This window comes from Parvularcula lutaonensis (assembly GCF_014651915.1).
GTDB classification, from domain to species: Bacteria; Pseudomonadota; Alphaproteobacteria; order Caulobacterales; family Parvularculaceae; genus Parvularcula; species Parvularcula lutaonensis.
In genome coordinates this window covers 514,704-539,815 of sequence record NZ_BMXU01000001.1, presented here as the reverse complement: position 1 = coordinate 539,815, position 25,112 = coordinate 514,704, and the positions used below count along the sequence as shown (strand labels likewise).

General features: G+C 62.9%; 18 protein-coding genes. 9 read left to right on the top strand and 9 right to left on the bottom strand.

Annotation, left to right across the window (positions count from 1 at the left end):
- The first annotated feature begins 91 nt into the window (after positions 1–91).
- Genes secA through rnd form a run of 5 tightly spaced genes read left to right on the top strand, consistent with a single transcriptional unit; the run spans position 92 to position 7,385 of the window.
- On the top strand, positions 92–3,046 hold the full coding sequence (gene secA, locus IE053_RS02450) for a preprotein translocase subunit SecA (protein ID WP_189571194.1): 2,955 nt from the start codon (positions 92–94) through the stop codon (positions 3,044–3,046).
- Between the two features lie 25 nt (positions 3,047–3,071).
- Positions 3,072–4,094 (top strand): DUF885 family protein, encoded by a 1,023-nt coding sequence (locus tag IE053_RS02445; RefSeq protein WP_189571180.1) that lies wholly within the window; start codon positions 3,072–3,074, stop codon positions 4,092–4,094.
- Positions 4,091–5,356: a tyrosine--tRNA ligase gene (gene tyrS / locus IE053_RS02440; protein WP_189571178.1), complete on the top strand. Its 1,266-nt coding sequence runs from the start codon at positions 4,091–4,093 to the stop codon at positions 5,354–5,356. The genes IE053_RS02445 and tyrS overlap by 4 nt, the downstream gene beginning before the upstream one ends.
- On the top strand, positions 5,353–6,231 hold the full coding sequence (locus IE053_RS02435) for a 50S ribosomal protein L11 methyltransferase (protein ID WP_189571176.1): 879 nt from the start codon (positions 5,353–5,355) through the stop codon (positions 6,229–6,231). Before tyrS ends, IE053_RS02435 begins: the two co-directional genes overlap by 4 nt.
- Positions 6,228–7,385, top strand: coding sequence for a ribonuclease D (gene rnd, locus IE053_RS02430; RefSeq protein WP_229786027.1), 1,158 nt, complete (start codon positions 6,228–6,230; stop codon positions 7,383–7,385). The genes IE053_RS02435 and rnd overlap by 4 nt, the downstream gene beginning before the upstream one ends.
- Here the strand turns inward: rnd and IE053_RS02425 are convergent.
- From IE053_RS02425 to IE053_RS02410, 4 genes are read right to left on the bottom strand one after another with little or no spacing between them, the layout of a single operon-like run.
- On the bottom strand, positions 7,378–8,865 hold the full coding sequence (locus tag IE053_RS02425; protein WP_189571173.1) for a Ppx/GppA family phosphatase: 1,488 nt from the start codon (positions 8,863–8,865) through the stop codon (positions 7,378–7,380). The two genes, rnd and IE053_RS02425, sit on opposite strands and share 8 nt — an antisense overlap.
- Positions 8,866–8,871: 6 nt before the next feature.
- A complete protein-coding gene (locus IE053_RS02420; RefSeq protein WP_189574641.1) occupies positions 8,872–11,052 on the bottom strand; it encodes an RNA degradosome polyphosphate kinase in 2,181 nt (726 codons plus the stop codon).
- Positions 11,053–11,075: 23 nt separating this feature from the next.
- Entirely contained in the window at positions 11,076–11,711 is a 636-nt protein-coding gene (locus IE053_RS02415) for a P-loop NTPase family protein (RefSeq protein ID WP_189571170.1), read from the bottom strand.
- A 3-nt stretch (positions 11,712–11,714) separates the two neighbouring features.
- Complete coding sequence (locus IE053_RS02410) at positions 11,715–13,106, bottom strand: DUF2066 domain-containing protein (RefSeq protein WP_189571167.1); 1,392 nt, start codon at positions 13,104–13,106, stop codon at positions 11,715–11,717.
- 130 nt (positions 13,107–13,236) lie between these two features.
- On the opposite strand from IE053_RS02410, the gene purM reads away from it, so the two are divergent.
- Both purM and purN read left to right on the top strand, forming a co-directional pair.
- Positions 13,237–14,229 (top strand): phosphoribosylformylglycinamidine cyclo-ligase, encoded by a 993-nt coding sequence (gene purM, locus IE053_RS02405; protein WP_189571164.1) that lies wholly within the window; start codon positions 13,237–13,239, stop codon positions 14,227–14,229.
- Positions 14,226–14,837, top strand: coding sequence for a phosphoribosylglycinamide formyltransferase (gene purN, locus IE053_RS02400; protein WP_189571161.1), 612 nt, complete (start codon positions 14,226–14,228; stop codon positions 14,835–14,837). Before purM ends, purN begins: the two co-directional genes overlap by 4 nt.
- On the opposite strand, the gene IE053_RS02395 is transcribed toward purN, so the two are convergent.
- Both IE053_RS02395 and dnaE read right to left on the bottom strand, forming a co-directional pair.
- Positions 14,838–15,407 carry a fasciclin domain-containing protein gene (locus IE053_RS02395; RefSeq protein WP_189571158.1) on the bottom strand — a complete coding sequence of 190 codons (570 nt, stop codon included), beginning with the start codon at positions 15,405–15,407 and terminating at the stop codon, positions 14,838–14,840.
- Positions 15,408–15,469: 62 nt separating this feature from the next.
- The gene (gene dnaE / locus IE053_RS02390; RefSeq protein ID WP_189571155.1) at positions 15,470–18,919 is read right to left on the bottom strand and encodes a DNA polymerase III subunit alpha; all 3,450 of its coding nucleotides are present in this window, start codon (positions 18,917–18,919) and stop codon (positions 15,470–15,472) included.
- Here dnaE and IE053_RS02385 point away from each other — a divergent pair.
- Positions 18,918–19,280, top strand: coding sequence for a hypothetical protein (locus IE053_RS02385; protein ID WP_189571152.1), 363 nt, complete (start codon positions 18,918–18,920; stop codon positions 19,278–19,280). The genes dnaE and IE053_RS02385 overlap by 2 nt on opposite strands.
- 42 nt (positions 19,281–19,322) lie before the next feature.
- Entirely contained in the window at positions 19,323–21,632 is a 2,310-nt protein-coding gene (locus IE053_RS02380; RefSeq protein WP_189571149.1) for an ATP-dependent helicase, read from the top strand.
- Between the two features lie 89 nt (positions 21,633–21,721).
- On the opposite strand, the gene IE053_RS02375 is transcribed toward IE053_RS02380, so the two are convergent.
- The 3 genes from IE053_RS02375 to IE053_RS02365 all read right to left on the bottom strand — a co-directional run bounded on the left by IE053_RS02375 (position 21,722) and on the right by IE053_RS02365 (position 25,090).
- Entirely contained in the window at positions 21,722–22,651 is a 930-nt protein-coding gene (locus IE053_RS02375) for a hypothetical protein (protein WP_189571146.1), read from the bottom strand.
- Between the two features lie 112 nt (positions 22,652–22,763).
- Entirely contained in the window at positions 22,764–23,597 is an 834-nt protein-coding gene (locus tag IE053_RS02370; protein ID WP_189571143.1) for an SDR family NAD(P)-dependent oxidoreductase, read from the bottom strand.
- Positions 23,594–25,090 carry a flavin-containing monooxygenase gene (locus IE053_RS02365; RefSeq protein ID WP_189571140.1) on the bottom strand — a complete coding sequence of 499 codons (1,497 nt, stop codon included), beginning with the start codon at positions 25,088–25,090 and terminating at the stop codon, positions 23,594–23,596. The genes IE053_RS02370 and IE053_RS02365 overlap by 4 nt, the downstream gene beginning before the upstream one ends.
- Positions 25,091–25,112: the final 22 nt, after the last annotated feature.

Genomic DNA, 25,112 nt, shown 5'->3' with positions numbered 1-25,112 from the left:
CCTCCCCGAGGGCCCACTGCCCGCGGCCAAGCGGCCGTGCACGGTTCTTGCTCTCCCGCGGGGCATCGACGGTTCGAGAAGGCATTCAGGAATGGCAAAAAAATCGCTCGCGCAGCGTCTGTTCGGCTCCGCCAACGAAAGGCGTCTGAAGCCGCTGATGAAGCGCGCGAAGAAGATCGGGGAGCTGGCCGATGACATGGCCGCGCTCTCCGACGAAGGCATCAAGGCCAAGACCGAAGAGCTGAAGAAGCGCTATCAGGACGGCGAGACGCTGGACCAGCTTCTCGACGAGGCCTTCGCCCTCGTGCGCGAAGCGGCCGACAGGGCTCTCGGACTCCGTCCGTATGACGTGCAACTCGTCGGCGGCATGGTCCTTCATGGCGGCAACATCGCCGAGATGAAGACCGGTGAAGGCAAGACCCTGGTTGCGACACTGCCAGCCTACCTCAACGCCCTGACCGGCGAAGGCGTGCACATCGTCACCGTCAACGATTACCTCGCCAAGCGCGACGCCGAATGGATGGGCAAGGTCTTCGCCCAGCTCGGCATGACCACGGGCGTCATCTACCACGAGCTCAACGACGACGAGCGGCGCGCGATGTATGCCTGCGACATCACCTACGCGACGAACAACGAGCTCGGCTTCGACTATCTTCGCGATAACATGAAGCAATCGCGCGACCAGATGGTCCAGCGCGGCCACGCCTACGCGATCGTGGACGAGGTGGACTCGATCCTGATCGACGAAGCGCGGACCCCCCTGATCATCAGTGGTCCGACCGATGACAAGTCCGAGCTGTACATCGCCATCGACAAGCTGATCCCTCAGCTTACCGAAGAAGACTACGAGATCGACGAGAAAAAGAAGACCGTCATCCTCACCGACGAAGGCAACGAGAAGATCGAAGACCTCCTCCGCGAGGCCGGGCTGATCGAAGGCGAAAGCCTTTACGAGGCCGAGAACGTTGCCATCGTCCACCACGTCCAGAACGCCCTGCGTGCGCACAAGATGTTCACGCGCGACAAGGACTACATCGTCAAGGACAACAAGGTCGTCATCATCGACGAGTTCACCGGCCGGATGATGGAAGGCCGCCGCTGGTCCGATGGCCTGCACCAGGCTGTCGAGGCCAAGGAAGGCGTCGATATCAAGCCCGAGAACGTGACGATGGCGTCGATCACGTTCCAGAACTACTTCCGTCTGTACAAGAAGCTTTCCGGCATGACCGGGACGGCCCTGACCGAAGAAGGCGAATTCCAGGACATCTATGACCTGAACGTCTACGAGATTCCGACGAACAAGCCGATCGCACGGGAAGACCTCGACGACGAACTGTACATGTCGGCGCGCGAGAAATACCGCGCGATCGCCAAGGAAATCGCCCGCTGCCACCTGAAAGGCCAGCCGGTCCTCGTCGGCACGGTTTCCATCGAAAAGTCAGAGTATCTCTCGCAGCTTCTCTCGGACAAGAAGTTCTGGCGCGAGGTCGCAGCCGACCTCCGCAAGAAGGCCGACGACCTGAAGGACAAGCAGGTCGAAGAGAAAGCCGAGCTCACAAAGCTCGCGGACGAGATCGAGGCCATGTCGCGCAAGCCGATCCCGGTGCCGCACAGCGTCCTCAACGCCCGCTTCCACGAACAGGAGGCGGAGATCGTCGCCAAGGCCGGTGAGCCGGGCGCCGTGACCATCGCCACCAACATGGCTGGCCGTGGTACGGACATCCAGCTCGGCGGTTCGGTGGACATGGAAATCATGACCCAGCTGTCCGACGAGGATGATGCCGAGACGATCGCCGCCAAGCGTGCGGAGATCGAGGCCCGGATCGCAGACCAGAAAAAGAAGGCCCTCGAGGCTGGAGGCCTCTACGTTCTTGGCACGGAACGTCACGAAAGTCGCCGGATCGACAACCAGCTCCGGGGCCGCTCGGGCCGTCAGGGCGATCCGGGTACGACGAAATTCTACCTCTCGCTCGAAGACGACCTGATGCGGATCTTCGGCTCGGGCATGGAGAAGATGCTGAAACGCTTCGGCATCCAACCGGACGAGTCGATCGAGCACCCTTGGTTCACCAAGGCGGTCGAGAACGCCCAGAAGAAGATCGAGCAGCGCAACTTCGACATCCGCAAGAACGTCCTGAAATACGACGACGTGATGAACGACCAGCGCAAAGCGATCTTCGAGCAGCGTATCGAGTTCATGGAGAGCGACGACGTCAGCGAGATCGTCGCGGACATGCGTGACTCCGTCATCGAAGACACGGTCCTGACCTATGTCCCGGAACGTTCCTATGCGGAGCAATGGGATCTCGACGGCCTCAAGAAGGAGATCGAAGAGATCTTCGGCCTGGACCTGCCGGTTCACGACTGGGCCGCTGAAGAAGGCGTGGCGGATGACGAGATCATCAGCCGGGTTCGCGAAGCTGCCGAGAAGAAGTGGGCCGAGAAGACCGCGGAATTCGGTGATGAGAACACCCGGAAGATCGAGAAGGCGATCCTCCTGCAGACGATCGACCGCGAATGGCGCGAGCACCTGCAGCAGCTCGATCATTTGCGCTCCGTCGTTGGCCTGCGCGGCGTTGGCCAGCGGGACCCGCTGAACGAGTTCAAGAACGAAGCCTTTGCGTTGTTCCAGAACCTGCTCGACGGTCTGCGCCGCGAGGTGACGCGGAGCCTCTACCACGTCCAGATCCAGCAGCAGCGCCCTGCCGAGGCTCCGCGTCTCGATGTCGAGGAGGCCAAGCGCCTGATCGCCGAACTCCAGAAGCGCGGGCAGCTCGACCCGGAGAAGCTGAAGGAAGTTCACATCGACGCCACCACGGGCGAGAACGACGCCGGCCATGGCGGGCCCGAAGCCCCCTATCGCAGCTACGGCCAGGCCGTCGGCACCAGTTCCGTCCGTGCACAACGCGCGAGCAAGGCGGTGCGTGCGGATGATCCCTCGACCTGGGGCCGGGTCAGCCGCAACGCGCCCTGCCCCTGTGGCTCCGGCAAGAAGTTCAAGCATTGCCACGGCCATCCGAACGCGGGAACGCAAGCCGCGGAGTGATTCTCCCCACCGAAGGCGCACGACAATGAGGCGTGGACTGATCGCTATCTCAGGAGCTGTAGCCGCCCTCGCGGCCTGCGGCGAACCTGCGGACACGGCCCGGTCCCGCCCGCTCGAACCGCTGACGGAGGCGGTCGATGCCGAGCGGTTACGGCAGGACGGAAGGCTCGTGGCCTTCCTCGACGGCCTGTGGCCCGAACGGCTGGCCCGTGACCCCCTCCGCACTGCCGAATGGCCCTTCATCGACCCTTCGATTCCCCTGACGGCAGGCCAGGCGCAGCAGCGAAAGAGCATGATCGAAAGTCAGCTCACCGAGCTCAACCGCAAGTTCGACCGCGAAGGCCTCTCCCCCGAGGGGCAGCTCAATTTCGACCTCTTTTCAGAGGTCTCGCTGAGAGACATCGCGCTTTCTGAAGCCGCGCTCGCAGCGGAGGATACACCAGCCCGCAGGGAGGCACTGAGCCGCTACCATATCGGCGCGAAGGCGGATGAAACGGAAGCTTCTTTCAGCGTGCTGACTGCGGAAGAGGATGTCAGGCCGCTCCACCACATGCCGGCGGTCCGCCTGACCCTTGAGCCGCCGACCCAGCCCTTGGTCGACGGGCCAGTGGTGCCAGTGTTCCGCTCCCAGATCGACTTCCTCGAGTACCGTGCCGGTCTGGCGCTCTACGAGCAGCTCAAGACCTCAGAGCAGCGCGCCGACCTCCTCCCGTGGTACCGCACCCTCGCCCTTGCTGACCTGCAACTCCATGGCCATTCGTTCTCCGAAGAGGAGGCGCTCCTTGTCTTCCGCTCACGAACGGGACTCGGCGAGGAGGAAAGTCGGCAGGTCATCGAAACGATCCGCCACCAGCCCGACAGGCACCTCGCGGCTTTCACCGGTTTGCTGGTGATCCTCCAGGCCGAAGCGGATGCAAAAGCGCGCCTTGGCCCCCGCTATGACCCGGAAGCATTTGCGGCTGCCCTGACCTCTGAAGGGCCGCTCCCGGCACATCTTCTGTCCACGCACCTCCAGCAGTGGATCGACAAGCAGGAACAACGACTATGAGCGATTTCCGCTCCGATTTTCTCCGCACTCTCGACGAACGCGGGTTCATTCATCAGACAACGGACCCCGGCGCACTGGATGAGGCATTCCTGAACGGCACCGTGACCGCCTATATCGGCTTTGACGCCACTGCGGACAGCCTCCACGTCGGCAGCCTGACCCAGATCATGATGCTCCACCACCTGCAGCGCGCCGGCCACAAACCGATCGCGCTGATGGGCGGAGGGACGACGAAAGTTGGTGATCCGACGGGCAAGGACGAGCAGCGGAAGCTTCTCTCCGATGCCGACATCGCGGCGAATATTGCCGGTATCAAGAAAGCCTTCGACCCCTTCCTGACTTTCGGTGACGGGTCGAACGACGCACTGATGGTCAATAATGACGACTGGTTGTCGGAGCTGTCCTATATCTCGTTCCTGCGAGACTACGGCGTCCACTTCACGATCAATCGTATGCTGACGTTCGATTCGGTCAAACTCCGCCTCGACCGTGAACAGCCGATGACGTTCCTCGAATTCAACTACATGCTGATGCAGGCCTACGACTTCCTCGAACTGCAGAAGCGTCACGGTTGTATCCTGCAGATGGGCGGAAGTGATCAGTGGGGAAACATCATCAACGGTGTCGAACTCATCCGCCGCGTCTCTGCCGCTGAAGGCAGGGAGCGTCACGCCTACGGACTGACCACGCCGCTTGTCACCACGGCTTCGGGCAAGAAGATGGGCAAGACCGAAAGCGGCGCCGTCTGGCTCAATGGCGACAAGTTCAGCCCGTATGACTACTGGCAGTTCTGGCGCAATACCGACGATGCCGATGTCGGCAAAATGCTGCGCCGTTTCACGCTTCTTCCGATCGACGAGATCGAGCGCCTCGAGAAGCTGGAGGGCGGCGAGATCAACGAGGCCAAGAAGATTCTCGCAACTGAAGCCACGGCGCTGCTCCATGGCCGTGAAGCTGCGGAAAAGGCTGCGGAAACCGCTCGCCAGACCTTCGAGCAGGGCTCGGCGGCGTCCGACCTGCCGTCGGTGGAGGTCAGCGCGGCCGAGCTTGCCGAGGGACTCCCGCTCTTCCGTCCGTTTCAGGAGCTTTCGCTCATTGCCAGCAATGGCGAGGGCCGCCGGCACATCAAGGGCGGCGCCCTCAAGATCAACGATGAACCACTGATCGAGGAGCGCCCGCTGAACCCGGAGGATGTCCGCGATGGCGCGATCAAGCTCTCGATCGGAAAGAAGAAGCACGGCCTCGTGAAGGTGTCCTCATGACTGTCCGCACCACCTGGACCGGGCCGAAGGAGCTTCTCGAACAGGCTGAGTTGATCCTGACGGAGCTTATCGATCCCCCTGTCGATGCGGCCTCCCTCGTCCGGCTGGATGACGCTTCGGTCGAGGCGGCGGATGCCCCATGGGGCCTTCATGCCTATACGGAGGACCCGATTCCGGCCAACGCCCTAGGAATGCTCCCGCAAGAGCTTGGCCCTCCCGTCCGTGAAGACCTCGAAGACCGCGACTGGGTCGCCCACGCGCTCGAAGGCCTCGGCGTTGTCAAGTCCGGCTGCTTCGTCCTCTTCGGCTCCCACGATGCGGAGAAAGCCTCGAAGATGGACGGCATCAAGCTCCAGATCGAGGCGAACCGCGCCTTCGGCACTGGTCATCATCCCACCACCCATGCCTGTCTCGACATGCTGAGCGACATGGCAGGACTGCCGGTGAAGAAGATCCTCGATCTTGGAACCGGCTCGGGCGTGCTCGCCATCGCAGCGCGGAAGCTCTGGCCCGATGCCGTGATCGTCGCCACAGACATTGACGAGCCGTCCATACCCATCGCTGCCGAGAACGCCGAGATCAACGACGCTCCCGGAATCATCTGGGAGGTCGCGGAAGGCACGGCTTCGGCAGCCATCGCTGACAACGCGCCCTTTGACCTCGTGATCGCCAACATTCTCGCAGGCCCGCTTATCGAACTGGCGCCGGACATCAGGGCGGTTACCGCGGATGGGGGGCGGGTCATCCTCGCGGGACTGCTTGATGAGCAATCCGACCGGGTCGAAGCTGCGTATGCGGACCAAGGCCTCGATCTTGCGGAGAAGCGCGGCACCGATCGTTGGCCGCTTCTCCACCTCAAGGAGGGCCGAGCATGATCCCCGTCCTGACGAAAACGGAAGACATCACCGCGTTCTCGGAGCGGGCCCGCAAGGCTGAATACGTCACGGTCGATACCGAGTTCCTGCGTGAAAAGACCTATTACGCCCAACTCTGCCTGATCCAGGCCGCCACGCCGGACGAGGCCGTCATCATCGACCCCCTGGCCGAAGGTGTCTCGCTCGAAGGCTTCTTCCAGCTGTTGCGCGACGAAGAGGTGGTGAAAGTCTTCCATGCCGCCCGACAGGATCTCGAAATTTTCGTGCACCTTATGGGCGAGCTTCCCACCCCGCTCTTTGACACGCAGATCGCAGCCATGGTCTTCGGCTTTGGCGACCAGGTCGGCTACGAACCACTTGTCCGTGAGCTGACGGGGAAGCAGATCGACAAGGGCAGTCGCTTCACGGACTGGTCGCGACGTCCCCTGTCCGAGAAGCAGCTCAACTACGCCCTCGGTGACGTGACGCACCTGCGCGATGTGTTCGAAAACCTGCTGCAACGCCTGCGGGAAACTAGGCGCCATGCCTGGGTCGAGGAAGAAATGGCGGCCCTCTCCGACCCTTCGCTTTACGTGGTGAAGCCGGAAGAAGCCTGGCAGCGCCTCAAGATGCGGAACGTAAAGCCGAAAGAACTGGGGCCGATCATCGAGATCGCCCGCTGGCGTGAAGCAGAGGCGCAGCGCAAGAACGTCCCGCGCGCCCGGATCATCAAGGATGAAGTCATCTTCGAAGTCGCGCGTGCCCTGCCAAGCTCGGCCGGCGAACTCGGCAATCTCCGCTCTGTCCCCAACGGCTTCGAGCGGTCAGCAGCGGGCAAGGGTCTTCTCGATGCTGTTGCCCGGGGTCGGGAGATACCCCGCGATGCGTTGCCTCGTATCGAGAAGCGACAGCGGGAGCCCGGTCCACCGGATGTTGTCGACCTTCTCCGTGTGCTGCTGAAACGGCAGTGCGAGGCGCACAACGTTGCGCCCAAGCTCCTCGCGAGCGCCTCCGACCTCGACGCCCTGGCACTGGACGACAATGCGGATATTCCCGCCCTGCGCGGCTGGCGGCGCGAGGTGTTTGGAGACATGGCCCTAAGGCTGAAGCGCGGCGAGCTTGCGCTGGGCCTCGAAGGCAAACGGGTTTCGGTCGTAGACCGCTCGTCTAGCTGACAATGCGGCCTTCGAGCTTCATTGCGGAGGCAAGCCGGTGGAAGTCCTTCACCGCCGCCTCCGCGACGAAGTCGGCAACCCTCGGCTCTACTTTCAGCAGAAGCTCCCCGTCATCGAGCTCAAGTTCGAAGCCGCTCTCTTCATCGTAAAGCGGCGTCCGCAGACTGCTGGCCAGGCGGTGGGCATAGCCCACGCGCACGGCATATTCCTGCTGCTCGTCATCAATGACGGCCATCGGGATCACCGGGTCGTCTTTATTGATCGACCCGTTGAAGCGGGCCTTCACCATCACCGCTAGGATCGTTCGTTCGATATGGTCAATGCCCAAGAATGGCGCAGCCATGATCGTCGCAGCGGCATGGACAGCGCGACGGTCAGGGTGCGTCATGTTCCCCATACGCACCATGATGGCCGCTGCAGTCCTCAGCCTTCGCATTGCTGGGGTCTCATCGAAAATCGGGTCGACCAGTCTGCAGACGGCGTCAGCGTGCGGCGTCCGTCCGCCACTCAACCGCTCGGCAATATCCTCGGCCAAGGCGAACAGAGGCTCTTCCGCTCGCAGGCGCGCGGGCAAGCGGTCAAAGAGCAGCCCCTCCCGCACGCCGCAGGCACTGACCACCACCTTGTTGGGCCTAGAGACTTCGACCAGCTTCCGCAGCACAATGGCAGCCATGGGAAGGACCGGGACACGCTTTTTCTGCACGCCGCTGATCGACCCGATCGCCTCGGGGTCGGCTGTTTCGACAAACTGGCAAACCTCGACCGTTTGTTCCGCACTCATCGTATAATGGTCAAGGATGGGGACAGGATGCTCGCCTTGGTGCATCGCCACTCGCGCAATGGCTCGCCATGAACCGCCGACGATGTAGAGCTGAGGCGTCGGGACTTCCCGCAGCCAAGGCAGCTCGTCGAAATAGGCTTCGACCGCCTTGGCTGCTGCCTTCCGGTCGGTGCCGAAACGCGCCTGCATGCTGAGTGAACCGATCGGCAGGCTGACCATATTCGTAACGTCACCCCGCGGTCCGCCAAGGAGGCTTAGCTCAAGGCTGCCGCCACCGAGATCACCGCCGATCGCAGCGATCTTCTCGCGTTTGATTTCCGGCGCACTGCACAGGATGCCAAGGCCAGCCAGGCGCGCTTCCTTCTCACCCGAGATGAGCCGAGGCTCGAAACCGATATCCCTGATCTCGTTCAGGAACCCATGCCCGTTCGGCGCATCGCGCACGGCTGCGGTGGCGAAGACGTCGAGCGTCTCGGGCTCTTCGGTTTCAATCACCGCGCGGAAGCGGCGCAACGTCGATAGCGCGCGCTGCATCGCTTCTTCGCGCAGCTCGCCAGTCTCAGGATCACGGTCGCCAAGACCACAAAGCGCTTTCTCGTTCGTAATCGTCACCGGGACGCGCGGCGGCCCCGAAAAGATCACGAGGCGGACGGAGTTCGACCCGATATCGACGACGGCGCGGCGTGGCCAGTGGGGCATGAAAGTCTAGTCCTCCACCGACAACATGCGTGGGGGCCGCTCTTTCAACGCTGCTCCGCGCCCTGACAGGCTTGGATTGGTCATGAAATAGTCGTGCACGTTGAAAGGATCCTCACCGGGCTCCACCTCGACGCGGGTATACTGCCCATCCGGTCCCAGCGACCAGCTCTGCATGTTGTCCTTGAGATTTGCGACCATGATCTGGTCGAGGATCTGGTTATGCGTCGTCTCGTTGGTGACCGGGCACAGAACTTCAACCCGGCGGTTGAGGTTCCGGGGCATCCAGTCCGCTGACGAGATGAAGACTTTCGCCTGGTCAGACGGAAGCTCCTGCCCGGCGCCGAAGCAATAGATACGAGAATGCTCGAGATACCGGCCTACAATACTCTTGACACGGATGTTCTCCGAGAGACCCTCGACACCCGGACGGAGGCAACAGATGCCGCGAACGATGAGGTCGATCTCCACCCCGGCGCAGCTTGCCTCATACAGTTTGTCGATCAGCGGTCCATCGACAAGCGAGTTCATCTTGGCCCAGATCGCTCCGGGCCGTCCGGCCTTCACATGCGCGATTTCGTCATCAATCAGTTGCTCGAAGGTCTGCCGCATGTTCACCGGAGCGATGGAGAGTCGCTCGAAGGACTTCGGCGCGGCGTAGCCGGTGACATAGTTGAAAACACGGGCCGTATCCCGAGCGATCGCTTCGTCGCAGGTGAATAGCGAAATGTCCGTATACACTTTCGCTGTAATCTGGTGATAGTTCCCGGTGCCGACATGGACATAGCTTCTGGTCGAAGCGCCTTCGCGCCGGACAACGTAGCTCAGCTTCGCGTGGGTCTTGTAGTCGACGAATCCGTAGACGACATTGACCCCTGCCCGCTCGAGCGCCCTTGCCCACTGGATGTTGGCCTCTTCATCGAAGCGCGCCTTGAGCTCCACAAGCGCGGTCACGTTCTTTCCTGCCTCGGCTGCTTCGATCAGCGCCTTGACGATCGGCGAGTCCTTTGATGTGCGATAGAGCGTCTGCTTGATCGCGATAACCTCAGGGTCTGCTGCGGCCTGATTGAGGAACTGGACGACGACATCGAAGTCTTCATACGGATGGTGAACGACGATGTCTTTCTCCGCAATGGCGGAAAAACAGTCCATATTGTGCTCGCGAATACGTTCGGGAAAGCGGGCTTCAAACGGCGGGAAGAGGAGGTCGGGCCGGTCCGACGGGATCATCTCGGACGTCTGCGCCAGCCCGAGGAGGCCATTGACGAGGACCACATCGTTGGGATGCACATCGAGCTTGGCGCTGACGAGATCGCGAAGGGCGAACGGCATCTCCGCATCCATCGTCAGGCGGATGACATCACCTCGGCGGCGGCGTCGGAGCATGGTCTCGAACTGCTGGACGAGATCTTCGGCCTCTTCCTCGATCTCGACATCGCTGTCCCTGATGACACGAAACGCGCCGGAGGACATGATCGTCCGTTCAGGGAATACATGGTGCAGGAAGTGGGAGATCGTTCGCTCCAGGGTGATATAGCGGACCCTTGGTCGGCCATTCTCCATCTCGCTATTCGTCGGAAGGCGGATGAATCGCCTGACCTTGCTCGGTACCGGCAGGAGCGCCGTCAGTTCGCCTGCAGGGCCTTCGAGCTGGTAGCAGAGCACGAAACCGAGATTGGGGATGAACGGGAATGGATGCGCCGGATCGAGGGCGAGCGGCGTCAGGACCGGGAACATGTTGGCCAGGAATTCTGCTTCGAGCCAGCGGGCTTCGCTGTCGTTGAGATCGGTTGCCTCGACGAGTTCCACACCTTCTTCTGTCAGCATACGGCGCAAGGTGCGCCAGGTCTCCTGCTGGCGTCCCATGACGGCGGCGGCACGTTCATTGATAAGCTTGAGCTGCTTGCGGGGGCTCAAGCCTTCCTGGCTCAGCGTCGTGACGCCGGAGCGCACCTGTCCGACCAGGCCCGCGACACGGACCATGAAAAACTCGTCGAGGTTCGACGCGGAGATCGACAGGAAGCGCAGCCGCTCGAGTAGCGGATGGCGCTCATTGTTCGCCTCTTCGAGGACACGATCGTTGAAGTCGAGCCAGCTCAGCTCCCGATTGATGAACCGGCCCGGACTGTCGAGCGTCAGGGCTGGCGCTTTATCAGCGCCTTGGGCAGGGACCGGCGGCTGCGGCGGCATCGAGGTCACGAGATCTCTCCGGATCAATCCTTCGGCGCGACATGAACCCTTTCGAGCGCCCAGTTCAACAGCGCCCGGCGCGAAGGTTGACGCCCGGCCCGGTCGAGAGCGCGACAGAACGCCCGCGGCGCGCCGAAGTGCCTCGGGAGCCTGTCGGCCACCATCCTAGCCTCAGCGTCGTTAAGTTTGTGCCCGTGAAGCGATAGGTCTGCACACAAGACAGCGAAAAGCGCGTCAGCGCCTGGCCTGTCGAGGTGGAACTGAGGCGATGCATGGAGCCTTGAGAGGAGGTCCGGCGGCACGTTTTCGGCCTCACGGTACCACCGCTGTGGCGCGATGCGCGCCTCGAGCACAAGAACCTGCCTCACCGCAGCGCTGCGGTTGATCTCGGCAAAGAGATCCATCGGACCGACTTCCGCCACGTCGAGCACCTCCACCGGCAGCTCGGGCCGCGCTCCGAACAGCTCGAAGAGAAGGCGCGTTTTCCCCGCGCCCTCAGGCCCGTGAAGAACGAGCGTCGTCAGGCCACCAGGCGCACGCAGCAAGGCTTCGGCCTGCCGGGTCAGGGCGTCCCCGACCTCAGTCTGGCGAGGGCTGGGCCGATAGGGCGCCTCGCCATGCACCCGAGGCGCAAAGGGCAAGGCGGTTTGCTGGCTCAAGGCTTACTGTCCGCCGTCTCCGAAGAGATCGTCAGGGAGATCGGGAATATCGTCCTCGCTCTCGCTCTCTCCGGCTCTGATCTCGGCTTCGGGAGTATCGCCGCGCTCGCGGTCGCGGCGGAAGAAACGGCCAAGCCCGCGGCGGCGCTCTTCTTCGCGGTCGAGGTCAGTGGTCAGCGGCTCGAGGCGGGTCTTCAGCTCGGCCGCCAGCTCACGCTTGGCGATATGCCAGTTGCCGCCCGTGTCCTGCCAGACGTCGAGCCCGAACTGGCGCATGGCGAGCTCGAATTGCTCCTCGGCCCCGACCACGGTGAGCTGCATCTTGGCGTTCTCACGGTTGAAGACCCCATCCTCCCGGTCGACCACAAGGGCCGTGGAGTCGAGCGCCTCTTGGATATCCGACCACTCCCGCTGGGACGAGAACCAGGCCGTCAGCTCGAACTGGCGTTGCTGGGAGTAATCGACGAGCGTCTGGCGCTTCCAGTTGTTGGCGTGCTTGGCGACCGTGCTCTCCACCGCGCGGCGGGCGAGCAGCGGGAAATCGTCATTCGGGCCGCGGAAGAACGCTTCGGTCACCTGCGAGCCGATGGCCGAGGCTTCCCGGCTACCGATTGCGGGCGGCGTCGCCTCGATCAGCCGGACATAGAGGCGGAACTGGTCGTCCGCCTCGGTCAGCCGACCGAGGGCCACGAACAGCCGCCCGGTGTTATAGCGCTCGGCAAAAGCGCGCAGCGCCGCAGTGTTGAGGTTGAGGGCCTCGGCCGCGGTAATCGCCTGGGTATCGATCAGGTCGCCACGCGGCAAGACCATGGGAGTCAGCTCATGGGTCAGGGGCCGCTCCAGCCATGCGCGGGCCCAGGGGTTCTTGGCTTCCCAGAGATAGACACCGTTGTCCGTCTGCAGGACTGGAAGGATCATCACCTGCTGCGCCTGCTCCTCGGAGTAAGGCAGGCTGGCGCGGCGCAGGGTGTTGCGGATCGCGTCCGGCTTGAAGCGGTAGGTGATGTTCGCTCGGTAGGTCGTGCCCGACGATTTTTCGTCGAAGACATTGGTCTCTTGCTCGAAAGCCTGCACCTGTTCGTCGGACAGGGTAATCGGCTGCTTCACCGTCACCGAGAGGCCGTAATCCGCGAACTCGTCCTGCGCGCGGTCAAACGCCGGTGCATAGGCACCGGTCGAGAGCGTGGGCAGGTAGATCCAGTCCTCCTCGGCCACAAGGCGACGGAAGAGAAGATCGAGAGCCTTTTTCCGACCTTGGTCACGGGCCTGCTGCTGGGCTTCTGCCGAGGTCTTCGCCTCGGCAAAGACCGGCACTTCAGGCACGGTGAACACGTCCTGCGCCGAAGCGCTGGCGCCTGCGAACACGAGGGCGATCAAGACAAGTAGACGCGGCATTCAGGGGTCCCCGGGAACGTTCGGCGAATCTCTAGCACCGCCTGCCCCGCGACGCGACTGCTAACCGCGTCTGAAACCTTGGTCTTCGGTAAGGGCTTCACGGGAGGGCCGGAGCCGCCTATCGGGGGCCATGACCGACGCCTACAAAAAGGCCGGCGTGGATATCGACGCCGGCAACCAACTCGTAAAACGCATCGCTCCCTTCGCGAAGGTAACCCGCAGGCCGGGGGCTGACAGCGATCTCGGCGGCTTCGGCGGCCTCTTCGACCTTAAGGCGACCGGCTACAAGGACCCGATCCTCGTCTCGGGCACCGATGGTGTCGGCACCAAGCTCCTGCTGGCGATCGAAACCGGGATCTTCGACGGCATAGGCATCGACCTCGTCGCGATGTGCGTGAACGACGTCCTCGTGCAGGGCGCCGAACCCCTCTTCTTCCTTGATTACTTCGCCACCGGTAAGCTCGAGGTCGACGATGCCGCAACCATCGTGAAGGGCATCGCAGATGGCTGCCTCGAGGCCGGAGCGGCACTGATCGGCGGGGAGACCGCGGAAATGCCGGGCCTTTATGAGGACGGCCATTTCGACCTCGCAGGCTTCTGCGTCGGCGCCGCCGAGCGCGAAGGGCTCCTGCCGCGCATGGGAGAGATGCAGGCAGGCGATGTCCTCCTCGCGCTGCCCTCCTCCGGCGCCCACTCGAACGGCTATTCCCTGATCCGTAAGCTGATCAGGGAACAGGGCGTGAAGCTCGATGCCGAGACCCCGTGGGGCGGCACATGGGCCGAGGCGCTGATGGCACCGACGAGGATCTACGTGAAGGATCTGAAGCCCGCCCTCGATGCGGGACTTCTCAAGGGCCTCTCCCACATCACCGGCGGCGGCCTGGTCGAGAACATGCCGCGGGTGCTGCCCGACGGGCTGACGGCACGTTACGACGAAGACCGCCTGCCGAGACCGCCGCTGTTCGAATGGCTGCAGACCGCGGGCAACCTGTCGGACACGGAGCTTCGCACCGTCTTCAATGCAGGGATTGGCATGGTGTTGGTCGCGGCCGAGGACAAGGCCGACGCCGTCCTCTCGACTGTCCCAGGCAGCTTCGCCATCGGATCGCTCGAGGCCGCATGACCACGAAGATCGCTATTCTCATTTCGGGGCGCGGCTCGAACATGGCGACGATCATCGAGGCCCAGCGTGCGGGAAAGATCCCGGGCGAGATCGTCCTTGTGCTGTCGAACAAGGATGGTGCAGGCGGTCTCGCGCTCGCGAAGCAAGCCGGCATCCCGACGGCCGTCGTCGCCAGCAAGGGCAAGAGCCGTGCGGAATTCGAGAAAGGCGTACAAACCGCGCTCGAAGAGGCAGGAGCCGACTTTGTCTGCCTTGCGGGCTTCATGCGGGTCCTGTCCGAAGACTTCGTCGTCCGGTGGAACGGGCGCATGCTGAACATCCATCCCTCGCTCCTGCCGCTCTTCCGTGGGCTGCATGTCCATGAACAGGCCATTGAGGCGAAGGTCGCCGTCTCAGGCTGCACCGTCCACTACGTCACGCCCGAGCTCGATGGCGGTCCCATCGTTGGCCAGGCCGTGGTGCCGGTGAAGGCAGAGGACACACCGGATACGCTCGCTGCGCGGGTCCAGAAAGCGGAGCACCTCCTCTACCCGGCGGCCCTCGCCAAGTGTCTTGGCGGCGAGCCTGAATGGGACGTGCAGCCGGGCATCCTCCTGTCCCTGCGCTGATCACTCCGAAGGCGGAAGAAGAACGGCATCGACGACATGGACAACCCCGTTCGTCGCCTCGATATCCGGGATCGTGACCACCGCGGTTGCGGGAACCTGCCCGACCTGGATGACAGCTCCGGTCCCGTCATAGCGCAGAGGCGTGCCGTTGAGCGTCTCGGTCTCGGACGCCTTGCCAACGAGGTCGGATGATTGAACCCGTCCGGGGACGACGTGGTAGGCAAGGATCTCACGCAGCAGGTCCCGGTTGGCGGGGGCAGTGAGCACCTCGACCGACGCCGCTTCGGGCAGGTTCGCGAAGGCTTCATTGTTCGGCGCGAAGAGCGTCATCGGGCCTTCTTCTTCGAACGTAGCCTCGAGGTCCGCCGCCTCGATCGCCGCTCGCAGGGTCGAGAAGCGCGGCTCCTCGCGGATGACATCCAGCATCGAGCGGCCCTCTTCCACCTCCGCTGTGGTCGACGTTTCGGAGGAAGCGCCAGTGCCCTCGGACTGGGATGCCTTGTCCCCGCCTCCGCACGCAGCAATGAAAGCGGTCAACAGGGCTGCGGGTAGTGCGTGGCGGATCGACATGACAGATTCCTCTTCTGGCCACCCGGACGGAGTGCCGGATGAGATGGTTCCTTTATGGGAACTTAGGCCAAGCGTGTCACGGCGCCCACGCCCTTGATAAGCTGCAGCGGACCCCGGCTTTTCGCGCCTGCACGGTACTCCTCAGGCAGGGCAATGATGACCTCGCACCCTTCATCCGAGAGCGGCAGGACGAGCCGTGGGGCCACATCTTCGTCGTCACACGCGCAGGCTTTGAGGCTCGCCCGTATGGCGGGCATGGCATCAGGCTCGGCCACAGTGATCGCCAACCGCTCAAGACCTTTCGGCGCGGATGTCCTGTCGAGCTTCCGCACGCTCTCAAGCGTCAGGCGCAGGCTACCGCTGTTGTCGTCAGCCGTGACCGACAGGACCAGCGGCGTGCCCGGCGTCAGCAGCTCTTCAAAGCGCTCAAGCACCTCGCTGAACGCCGTGACCTCGAAATCACAGCTTTCGTCGGACAGCGCGATCCACGCGAAACGCTTGCCCGATTTCGAGCGGCGGTTGTTCACCTCACGGACGACACCGGCAAGGAGCAGGCTCCGCGTGCCGATATCCTGCTCGGCGTGCAGCGGGCCAGCGGGCGCGATGTTCATCCGCTCGAGCTCATCACGGTAGGCGGAGAGCGGGTGGCCGGAAAGGTAGAAGCCAATGGCTGCTCTCTCCTCCTCAAGGGCTTCGGCCACCGGCCACGGCGCAGCCGTGGGCAGCTTCGGCCGCGGCACGTCGCTCCGCCCGCCGCCGAACAGGCCAGCCTGGGCCGAACTTCGTTCTTCCGCACACGCAGCGGAATAGCGGCAGATGAAGTCAGCCGCAGCAAGCACCTCGGCCCGGTTGTCATGGATTGCATCGAACGCGCCGGCCCGCGCAAGCTGCTCGATTCCACGCTTGCCGACCTGGCGCCCGTCTATGCGCTCGGCGAAGTCATAAAGGTCCGTGAACGGACCACCTTCCCGCCGGACAGCTTCGATGTGGCGCATCGCCTCGAAGCCGACATTCTTCACCGCGCCGAGGGCGTAGTAGACCTCACCGTTCCGGGCGGCAAAATCGGCACCGGACCTGTTGATGCAGGGCGGATGCATCTTGACGCCCGAGCGCTTCGCTTCGCCCACGAAAATCGCGAGTTTGTCCGTGTTCGCAAGGTCAAGCGACATCGACGCGGCGAGGAACGCCGCCGGATGGTGCGCCTTCAGATAAGCCGTCTGGTAGCTGATCCAGGCATAGGCAGCGGCGTGGGACTTGTTGAAGCCGTAGCCCGCGAACTTCGCGACCAGTTCGAAGATCCGTTCAGCGGCGTTCGGATCAACGTTCTTTTCCTTTGCACCCTTGATGAAACGGACCTTCTGCTTGTCCATCTCCTCTTTCTTCTTCTTGCCCATCGCGCGGCGGAGAAGGTCAGCTTCCCCAAGCGAGTAGCCGGAGAGGATCTGCGCGATCTGCATCACCTGCTCCTGGTAGATGATGACGCCGAAAGTCTCCTTGAGCACACCCTCCAGCATCGGGTGCAGGTAGTCGGGATCTTCCTCGCCCGCCTTTCGCGCGTTGTAGGTCGGAATGTTGTCCATCGGCCCCGGACGATAGAGCGAGACGAGCGCGATGATGTCTTCGAGCGTGTCCGGCTTCATGCCCTTGAGCGCGGCGCGCATGCCCGCGCTTTCGAGCTGGAACACGCCGGTCGCCTCGCCACGGGTCAGCATGGCAAAGGTGCGTTCGTCCGTTACGGGAATTTTGTCGATATCGAGCGAGATGCCCTCCTTGGCGAGGTTCTCGATCGCCCTGCGGATCACCGTGAGGGTCTTGAGGCCGAGGAAGTCGAACTTCACGAGGCCCGCGGGTTCAACCCATTTCATGTTGAACTGGGTCGCAGGCATTGGCGAGCGCGGGTCGAGATAGAGCGGCACGATTTCGTGCAGCGGCCGGTCACCGATCACGACGCCCGCAGCGTGGGTCGAGGCGTGGCGGTAGAGCCCCTCGAGCTTGAGCGCCGTATCGATCAGTACACCGACCTGCGGATCGGCGCGGCGCTCCTCGGCGAAGCGCGGTTCTCCGTCCACGGCCTCCTGGAGGGTCACCGGGTTCGCCGGGTTGTTCGGCACCAGCTTGCAGAGCCGGTCGACCTGTCCGAACGGCATCTGCAACACACGGCCCACATCCCGCAGCACGGCGCGCGCCTGCAGCTTGCCGAAGGTGATGATCTGGGCCACGCGGTCATGGCCGTATTTCTCCTGGACGTAGCGGATCACCTCGTCCCGCCGGTCCTGACAGAAGTCGATGTCGAAGTCCGGCATCGAGATCCGCTCGGGGTTCAGGAAGCGCTCGAAAAGCAGGCCGAAGCGCAGCGGATCGAGGTCCGTGATCGTCAATGCATAGGCCACGAGGCTGCCGGCACCGGACCCGCGGCCCGGACCGACGGGAATGTCCTGCGCCTTCGCCCACTGGATGAAATCAGCCACGATCAGGAAATAGCCGGGGAAGCCCATCGTCGCGATGACGTTGAGTTCGTGGGTCAGGCGTTTTTCATACTCTTCACGCGGAGCGGCAGGCTCGATCTCGGCAAGGCGTTTCTCGAGCCCCTCCCACGCCATCGTTTCGAGCGCCTTCGTCTCTCCCTCAAGATCGCCGGCAAAGCTCGGAAGCATCGGAGCGTGCGTCCGCGGCCGGAAGGCACAGCGCTGGGCGATCTCGACAGTGTTGGCCGTCGCCTCTGGCAGATCCTCGAAGAGCGCAAGCATCTCGTCTTCGGTCTTGAACCAGAAGTCCTCCGGCACCGTGCGGCGATCGTCTTGGGAGATATAGGTACCGTCGGCGATGCAGAGCAGCGCGTCGTGCGCGGCGTGATCCTTCCGCTTGGGGAAATAGACATTGTTGGTCGCAACCAGCGGCAGGTCCTTGCCGAAGGCTTCTTCCACCAGCGCCTTTTCATGTGGGAAACGCCCGCGCGCGTCGGTCCCGGAGGTGAGTGGCGAGCGCTGCAGTTCGATATAGAACCGCTGTGGGAACGCCGAGGCCAGCATCGACGTCAGCTTCGACGCCCTGCGCCGGTCGCCTTCCTTGAGGGCGCGGTCAATCGGCCCGTCGAGCCCGCCGGAAAGGCAGATAATGCCGTCCGTGTCCTGACAGGCATCCACCAGCGTGACGCAAGCTTCGCCCGGCCGGGCAGGCTGCAGGAAGCTCTTCGAGGCGAGCTCCATTATCCGCATGTACCCGGCCTCGTTTTGCGCCAGAAGGACCAGCTTGCAGAGCGGCTTCGGCTTGGCCCGCGGATCGGCCTCCCCTTCGGGAAGAATGGCGAGTTCGATGCCCGTGATCGGCTGGATGCCTGCTTCGGCGAAGGTTTCCGCGACTTCGAGCGCGCCGAACAGGTTGTTCGTATCCGTCACCGCGAGGGCTGGCATCTGCGCCGCCTCGCACAGACTCTTCAGCTTTTTGACGGGGATCGCCCCTTCAGCGAGCGAATAGGCGGAATGGGTGTGGAGATGGATGAACGAGGCCGGCATGGCCCAGACGCTAGGCGATTCCGCCGCCCCGTGGCGCAGCTCATTCTCCACAGGCCAGAATTCAACCGATCAGGGCAACAGCAGTGGCAAGAATACTGAGAACAATGGTAAATCCGGCAAGATCTTTCACGAAGGTCATGGTTCGCCCCTTTTTTGTTCTCCTCCCGTTCGCATTTTTCCAGCAACAAGACAACGGCTTTTTTCGGAGGTCGTTGGGGTGTCACGCCACGAAACCACCGGAGAAGCACCCAGAACCCAGTGTTCTCAATGTGTTCCGCACCGCGAGAAAATCCTGGCCAGTTATCCACAAAGAAGAATCGCAACTCCTGAAATCATCGTCAGCGTGCACGGAAGCCCCTGATGAGGCGTTCACGAGGCGTTCCGACTCCTCTATAGGGAGCCGATGCCTTCTCTTTCCGAGCGCGCCCGACCGACGGCGCCGGCGCAGAACGCGCCCTATCTAGACGACCTCAACGACGCCCAGCGCGATGCCGTGCTCACGACCGAAGGACCGGTCCTGATGCTGGCCGGTGCCGGGACCGGCAAGACGAAGGCGCTGACCACGCGGATCGCGCACCTTCTCGCCAGCGGCCGCGCGAACCCGTGGGAAATTCTCGCCGTCACCTTCACCAACAAGGCCGCGCGGGAGATGCGGGATCGCGTGGCGAGCCTGGTCGGGTCCGAGCGTGCGGAGGGCCTCCGCTGGATGGGGACTTTCCACTCGGTCGCAGCCCAGATCCTCCGCCGCCATGCCGAGGTCGTCGGGCTGAAACCGAGCTTCACGATCATCGACACGGACGACCAGATCCGCCTCTGCAAACAGGTGATCGAAGCGGCGGGACTTGATGAGAAACGCTGGACGGGCCGCGGCATGGCCGCCGTGATCGACGGCTGGAAGAACGCGGGCCAGCGCCCGTCGGATCTCGCCCATCACGAGGCGGATGTCTTCGGCGATGGCAAGGCGATCGCTCTTTACAGGGAGTATCAGGACCGTCTCATCACGCTCAACGCCGCGGATTTCGGCGATCTCCTCGTCCACAACCTGACAATCTTTCGCAGCAATCCGGACATTCAGGCCGAGTATCATCGCCGCTTCCGCTACATGCTGGTGGACGAGTATCAGGACACGAACGTCGCGCAGTATCTCTGGCTGCGCCTCCTTGCCAAGACATCCGACGACACCCCGCCGAATATCTGCGTGGTCGGGGACGACGACCAGTCGATCTATGGCTGGCGCGGTGCGGAGGTGGAGAACATCCTCCGCTTCGAGAAGGATTTTCCGGGCGCGAAGGTCATCAGGCTCGAGCAGAACTACCGCTCGACCCAGCCGATCCTGAATGCCGCCGGTGCGATCATCAGCAACAACAAGGGACGCCTCGGCAAGGATCTGTGGACGGAGCAGGAAGGCGGCGAGCTCATCAAGCTGCGCGGAGTCTGGGACGGCGAGGAAGAGGCGCGCCAGGTCGCCGAGGATATCGAGAGCGAGCAGATGAAGGGCCGCTCCCTGAGCGACATGGCTGTCCTCGTCCGCGCGTCGTTCCAGATGCGCGCCTTCGAAGAGCGCTTCAACACCAACGGTATTCCCTACCAGGTGGTCGGCGGTCCGCGCTTCTACGAACGCGAGGAGACGCGAGACGCCCTCGCCTATCTCAGGCTGGTCAGGAACCCGGCGGATGACCTTTCGTTCTCGCGGGTGATCAACAAGCCGCGGCGCGGTTTCGGTGACAAGACGCTGGCCCAACTTAACGTCCTTGCACGGAAGAACGGCATCTCCATGGCTGCTGCCGGGCAACTGATGCTCGAGACGAACGAGCTGAAGGGCAAGGCCAAGGGCGCCATGGCCACATTCCTCCTCTCCCTTGAGCGCTGGGCACGCGAGGCCGAGACCATGAAACCGGCAGAGCTGGCCGAGATGGTCCTCGAAGAAGCAGGTTACACGGACTATTGGAAGAACTCCAAGAACGTCCAGGCCCCGACCAAGCTCGAGAACCTCAAGGAACTTGTCAACGCGGCGTCAGAGTTTGACACCCTTGCGGGCTACCTCGACCATGTCAGCCTCGTTGCGGAACGCAGCACGGAGTCCGAGGACGGGCAGGTCTGGCTGATGACCCTCCACGCGGCAAAGGGCCTCGAATTCCCTGTCGTCTTCCTGCCCGGCTGGGAGGAAGAGATCTTCCCCTCACGGAGGAGCATCGACGAGAACGGCCAGGTCGGCCTCGAGGAAGAGCGGCGCCTTGCCTATGTCGGCATCACCCGCGCGCGGGAGAGCTGCCGCATCAGCTTTGCATCGAACCGGCAGGTCTATGGCCGCTGGCAGAACTCCCTGCCCTCGCGCTTCATTGACGAGCTGCCTGAAGAAGAGGTCGACGTGCTTTCAGAGCCGGGCCTCTACGGCGTCTCGGCCCGCGAGATGCCCGCGCAGTCGCGTTTCGCCGATCTTGTCCTCGATGACAGCGCCTCGACCTACCAGACCCCCGGCTGGAAGCGCGCCCGGCAATATGGCCGCCAACAGACGAACGAGCCGATCGAAGGGACAGCGCGCCTGATCGCTTCGTCCGCGCCGGGAGACGAGACCTTTTGCAAGGGCGAGCGCGTGGCGCACAAGAAATTCGGCGAAGGCACCGTCCTGCGCGCCGAAGGCACCAAGCTCGAAGTCGAGTTCGACGATGTCGGCGTCAAGAAGGTCATCAGCAGCTTCCTGACCGCTGCCTGATCTCCAAAGAAAAAGCGCGCTCCGGGTGGAGCGCGCTTTCTTGGCTGGGGCACCGTCGAGGGGGAGGCCGGTGCCCCTGCGCTGGCCAATCAGTCGTCGTAGACCACGCGGCCCTTGATGCCCTGGAAGGTCTTGGGCTGGGCTTCCGGGGACCGGGTTTCCGGCGCCAGGCGCTCGACGGGCCGTCTCACTTCCCCGCCTTCCAGCCGGTCATCGAGACGGAGGTCGGCATCGCCCAGCGCCTCGCGCCGGATGTTCGGATCTCGGATCACCCGGCCGACGATCTCGCCATCATCGCTCTGGTAGCGCACTTCGGGCCCTTCGAGGTTCTGCGCCGAATTGCCCCTGTACGGATAATAGTCGCGGTCACGGCGGTCGTCATAATCATCATAATAGCGATCATCGCGGCGACGGCGGCGATCATTCCGGTCATCCCAGTCGCGATCATCGTGCCAGCCGTAATCCCTTCCACGACGGCCACGGTTCGAGACCCTGCCGATGATATCGACATCCACGACCCGGCCACGACGGATCCACAGCCGCTTGATGACGCCATCACGGGTGATGATTAGCTCACTGCGCAAGCCACGGCGGTAGTGGCGCCGGTTGTCGACCCGCCAGTTCCAGTTGTCGTAGCGGTCCCAGCGGTCCCAATTGTTCCAGTACCAGCTGTCCCAGTACCAATCATCATAGTACAGACGGTTCCAACGGTCGCCGCGCCAGTGGCGGCCGCCGTAATGCCGGTCGCGATCGCGGCGGTGGCGATCCCCGACGCGGATGCGGATGTCGGCATCGACGCCATGTCGGTCTTCGTTGTTCGAGTAGCGGCGGACGTTCTCAGGACGCCGGGCCTCCCGGCGCTGGGCTTCCCTGCGCGCCGATCCCGTCTCGGGTTCCGAAGCGCCTTCGAGCCTGATCTTCGGGGTCTTGTCGCGGCCGTCTTCCGCCGCTGCCACACCCGGCAACAGAGAAACCGCAAATCCAGCCGCCAGGAGTGCGGCAACAGGTTTGATACGCATCAAACACTCCTTTCATCCCCTCAGGAGTTCCAACGTAACAGAACCTGTCAGTCCACCGCGTGAGTTCGCCGTAACATTGGAAGAAACATGCTTAAAACCGGCGTTAGCGCTATCATTGTTGCCGTTCCGGGGGTCGCAGGCCGGGTATGGCTTTCAGGATCTTCCAATAATGGATCGGAAAGGCCCTCGTGATTGCCGTCAGGATCCGCGCGTCGGTCCCGACGAGAATCCGGCCGTCGCCCCGCTCCGCAGCGTTCAGGATGATCTCCGCGGCCCGCGGCGGGGGCATGCTCAGCGATTTTTCCGCGCGTTTGAGCGCGATCTCGTGCTGTTCCTTCGGGACCTTGTCGGAGACCCGTGCGCGCTTGGCGATATTGGTCGCCACGCCGCCGGGATGGACCACCGTCACGCCGACATTCGAGCCTTCAAGCTCGTGCCGCAGCGCCTCCGAGAAGCCGCGCACGGCAAATTTCGCGGCTGAATAGGCCGTCTGGCCTTCCGGCGCGATAATGCCGAAGACAGAGCTGACATTCACCAGCTGCGCCTTGCCCTCATACTTGCGCAACAGCGGCAGGAACGCCCGGCTCATGTTGACGACACCGTAAAAATTGATGTCCATCAGCCATTTGTATTCCTCCGGCGTGTAGTCTTCGAACAGCCCGCCCAGTGCAACCCCAGCATTGTTGAACAGCATACGGATCGCACCCTGCTCCTGCGCCACCTCCTCCGCGGCCTGGTTGATCGCGCCTTCATCAGCCACGTCGAGGACACGGGCGGCAACCTTCACGCCCTTTGCCCGCGCGGTTTCGGCAGAGCTCTCCAGCTCCTCGCCATTGATGTCGTAAAGGACGAGGTCATAGCCGCGCTCTGCACAGAGCGCCGTCAGCGCCCTGCCGATCCCGCTCCCTGCACCGGTGATGACGACGGTGCCCTTGCCTTGGGTCATTCAGCGGCTTCCTTCATCAGCACGGGAACGGGTTCGGCCTTGCGGAAGGTCATGACGCCATCATCGAGCTTCGCGAACTTCATGTCGAAGTAATCCGCTATATAGGACTGATGGTTCCTCCACGGACGTTCGCCGCCCTGTTTGGGGAACATGTCGATGCCGCGGTTCACATAGCCGGATTTGAGGTCGATCGCCGGGTGTGCCTCGGGCGCCACCGCACCATAGCTCGGCTCGATGATGTCCATGCCGCGGTCTTCCATCTCCTTGATGAGGCGGCAGAGATAGCGGCAGGCAAGGTCGGTCTTCAGCGTCCATGAAGCGTTCGTGTACCCGAACAGCGCCGCGAAGTTCGGCATCCCTGAGAACATGAAGCCCTTGTAAATAAAGCTGTCCTTGAACTCGCGCTTCTCTCCGTCCACGAACATGTTCATGCCCGAAAGCGGCTTCAGCTTGAGACCCGTCGCCTTGATGACGATGTCGGCTTCGACCTCCGTCCCATCGGCGAGCAGCACGCCCTTCTCGGTGAACTTCTCGATAGCGCCCGTGTGGATGGAGGCACTGCCGTCTTTCAGGACATCGAAAAGGTCATTGTCCGGAACGAGGCAGAAGCGCTGGTCCCACGGGTTGTAACTCGGCTTGAAGTGCGGGTCGACCGGCACCTTGCCTTCGAGGGCCTCTTCCGTCGCCTTGAGGATCTGTTTTTTCATCCAGCCGGGGAAGCGCCTCGAGAGCTGATAGGTCATGGTGCCCATCAGCAGCCTCTTGATACGGAAGAATTTGTAGGTCGCAGCGGGCGGCAGCACCTTGCTGACCGTATCGAACCACGGGTCCTTGGCGGGCAGCGAGGCGATGTAGGTCGGCGAGCGCTGGATCATCGCGACGTGTCCGGCCCCCGACTGGGCCATGGCCGGAACGATTGTCACGGCCGTCGCGCCAGAGCCGATCACCGCAACCTTCTTGCCCTGGTAGTCGAGGTCCTCGGGCCAGAACTGCGGCTCGATGATCTGGCCACGGAAGTCTTCCTCCCCGCCCATCATCGGCACATGGCCCCGCTCATAGTCGTAGTAGCCAACGCCGGAAATCACGAAGCGCGACATCACCCGCTCGACCGAGCCGTCCTCGCGCTCGACCTTGGCGGTCCACAGCGCCTCGTCGGAATTGAAGGAGAGCTCGGTGACCTTCGAGCGATACTCGATCTTGTCGTCGACACCGTACTCGGCGGCCGTCTCCTCGATATATTTCTTGATCGAAGGACCATCCGTCAGCGCCTTGGGCAGGTGCCAGGGCCTGAAGGGATAGCCCAGGGTGTACATGTCGCTGTCCGAGCGGATGCCGGGATAGCGGAAGAGGTCCCAGGTCCCGCCCATCGAATCACGCGCTTCGAAGATCCTGAGCGACAGGTGCGGCAGGTGAATGCGCAGGCGACTGGCCGCGCCGATCCCTGACAGGCCGGCACCGATGATGACGACATCCTCGATCCGTTGCTGCTCCATGTTCCTCCCTGCAGCGCCCTTT

What these genes read in the sequence shown, in the direction of transcription:
- tyrS (WP_189571178.1), top strand. Translation starts at nt 4,091, where the DNA reads ATGAGCGATTTCCGCTCCGATTTTCTCCGCACTCTCGACGAACGCGGG.
- IE053_RS02385 (WP_189571152.1), top strand. Translation starts at nt 18,918, where the DNA reads ATGGCCCAGACGCTAGGCGATTCCGCCGCCCCGTGGCGCAGCTCATTC.
- purN (WP_189571161.1), top strand. Translation starts at nt 14,226, where the DNA reads ATGACCACGAAGATCGCTATTCTCATTTCGGGGCGCGGCTCGAACATG.
- secA (WP_189571194.1), top strand. Translation starts at nt 92, where the DNA reads ATGGCAAAAAAATCGCTCGCGCAGCGTCTGTTCGGCTCCGCCAACGAA.
- IE053_RS02395 (WP_189571158.1), bottom strand. Translation starts at nt 15,407, where the DNA reads ATGTCGATCCGCCACGCACTACCCGCAGCCCTGTTGACCGCTTTCATT.
- IE053_RS02420 (WP_189574641.1), bottom strand. Translation starts at nt 11,052, where the DNA reads ATGCCGCCGCAGCCGCCGGTCCCTGCCCAAGGCGCTGATAAAGCGCCA.
- IE053_RS02380 (WP_189571149.1), top strand. Translation starts at nt 19,323, where the DNA reads ATGCCTTCTCTTTCCGAGCGCGCCCGACCGACGGCGCCGGCGCAGAAC.
- purM (WP_189571164.1), top strand. Translation starts at nt 13,237, where the DNA reads ATGACCGACGCCTACAAAAAGGCCGGCGTGGATATCGACGCCGGCAAC.
- IE053_RS02410 (WP_189571167.1), bottom strand. Translation starts at nt 13,106, where the DNA reads ATGCCGCGTCTACTTGTCTTGATCGCCCTCGTGTTCGCAGGCGCCAGC.
- IE053_RS02425 (WP_189571173.1), bottom strand. Translation starts at nt 8,865, where the DNA reads ATGCCCCACTGGCCACGCCGCGCCGTCGTCGATATCGGGTCGAACTCC.
- IE053_RS02435 (WP_189571176.1), top strand. Translation starts at nt 5,353, where the DNA reads ATGACTGTCCGCACCACCTGGACCGGGCCGAAGGAGCTTCTCGAACAG.
- IE053_RS02445 (WP_189571180.1), top strand. Translation starts at nt 3,072, where the DNA reads ATGAGGCGTGGACTGATCGCTATCTCAGGAGCTGTAGCCGCCCTCGCG.
- dnaE (WP_189571155.1), bottom strand. Translation starts at nt 18,919, where the DNA reads ATGCCGGCCTCGTTCATCCATCTCCACACCCATTCCGCCTATTCGCTC.
- IE053_RS02370 (WP_189571143.1), bottom strand. Translation starts at nt 23,597, where the DNA reads ATGACCCAAGGCAAGGGCACCGTCGTCATCACCGGTGCAGGGAGCGGG.
- IE053_RS02365 (WP_189571140.1), bottom strand. Translation starts at nt 25,090, where the DNA reads ATGGAGCAGCAACGGATCGAGGATGTCGTCATCATCGGTGCCGGCCTG.
- IE053_RS02375 (WP_189571146.1), bottom strand. Translation starts at nt 22,651, where the DNA reads ATGCGTATCAAACCTGTTGCCGCACTCCTGGCGGCTGGATTTGCGGTT.
- rnd (WP_229786027.1), top strand. Translation starts at nt 6,228, where the DNA reads ATGATCCCCGTCCTGACGAAAACGGAAGACATCACCGCGTTCTCGGAG.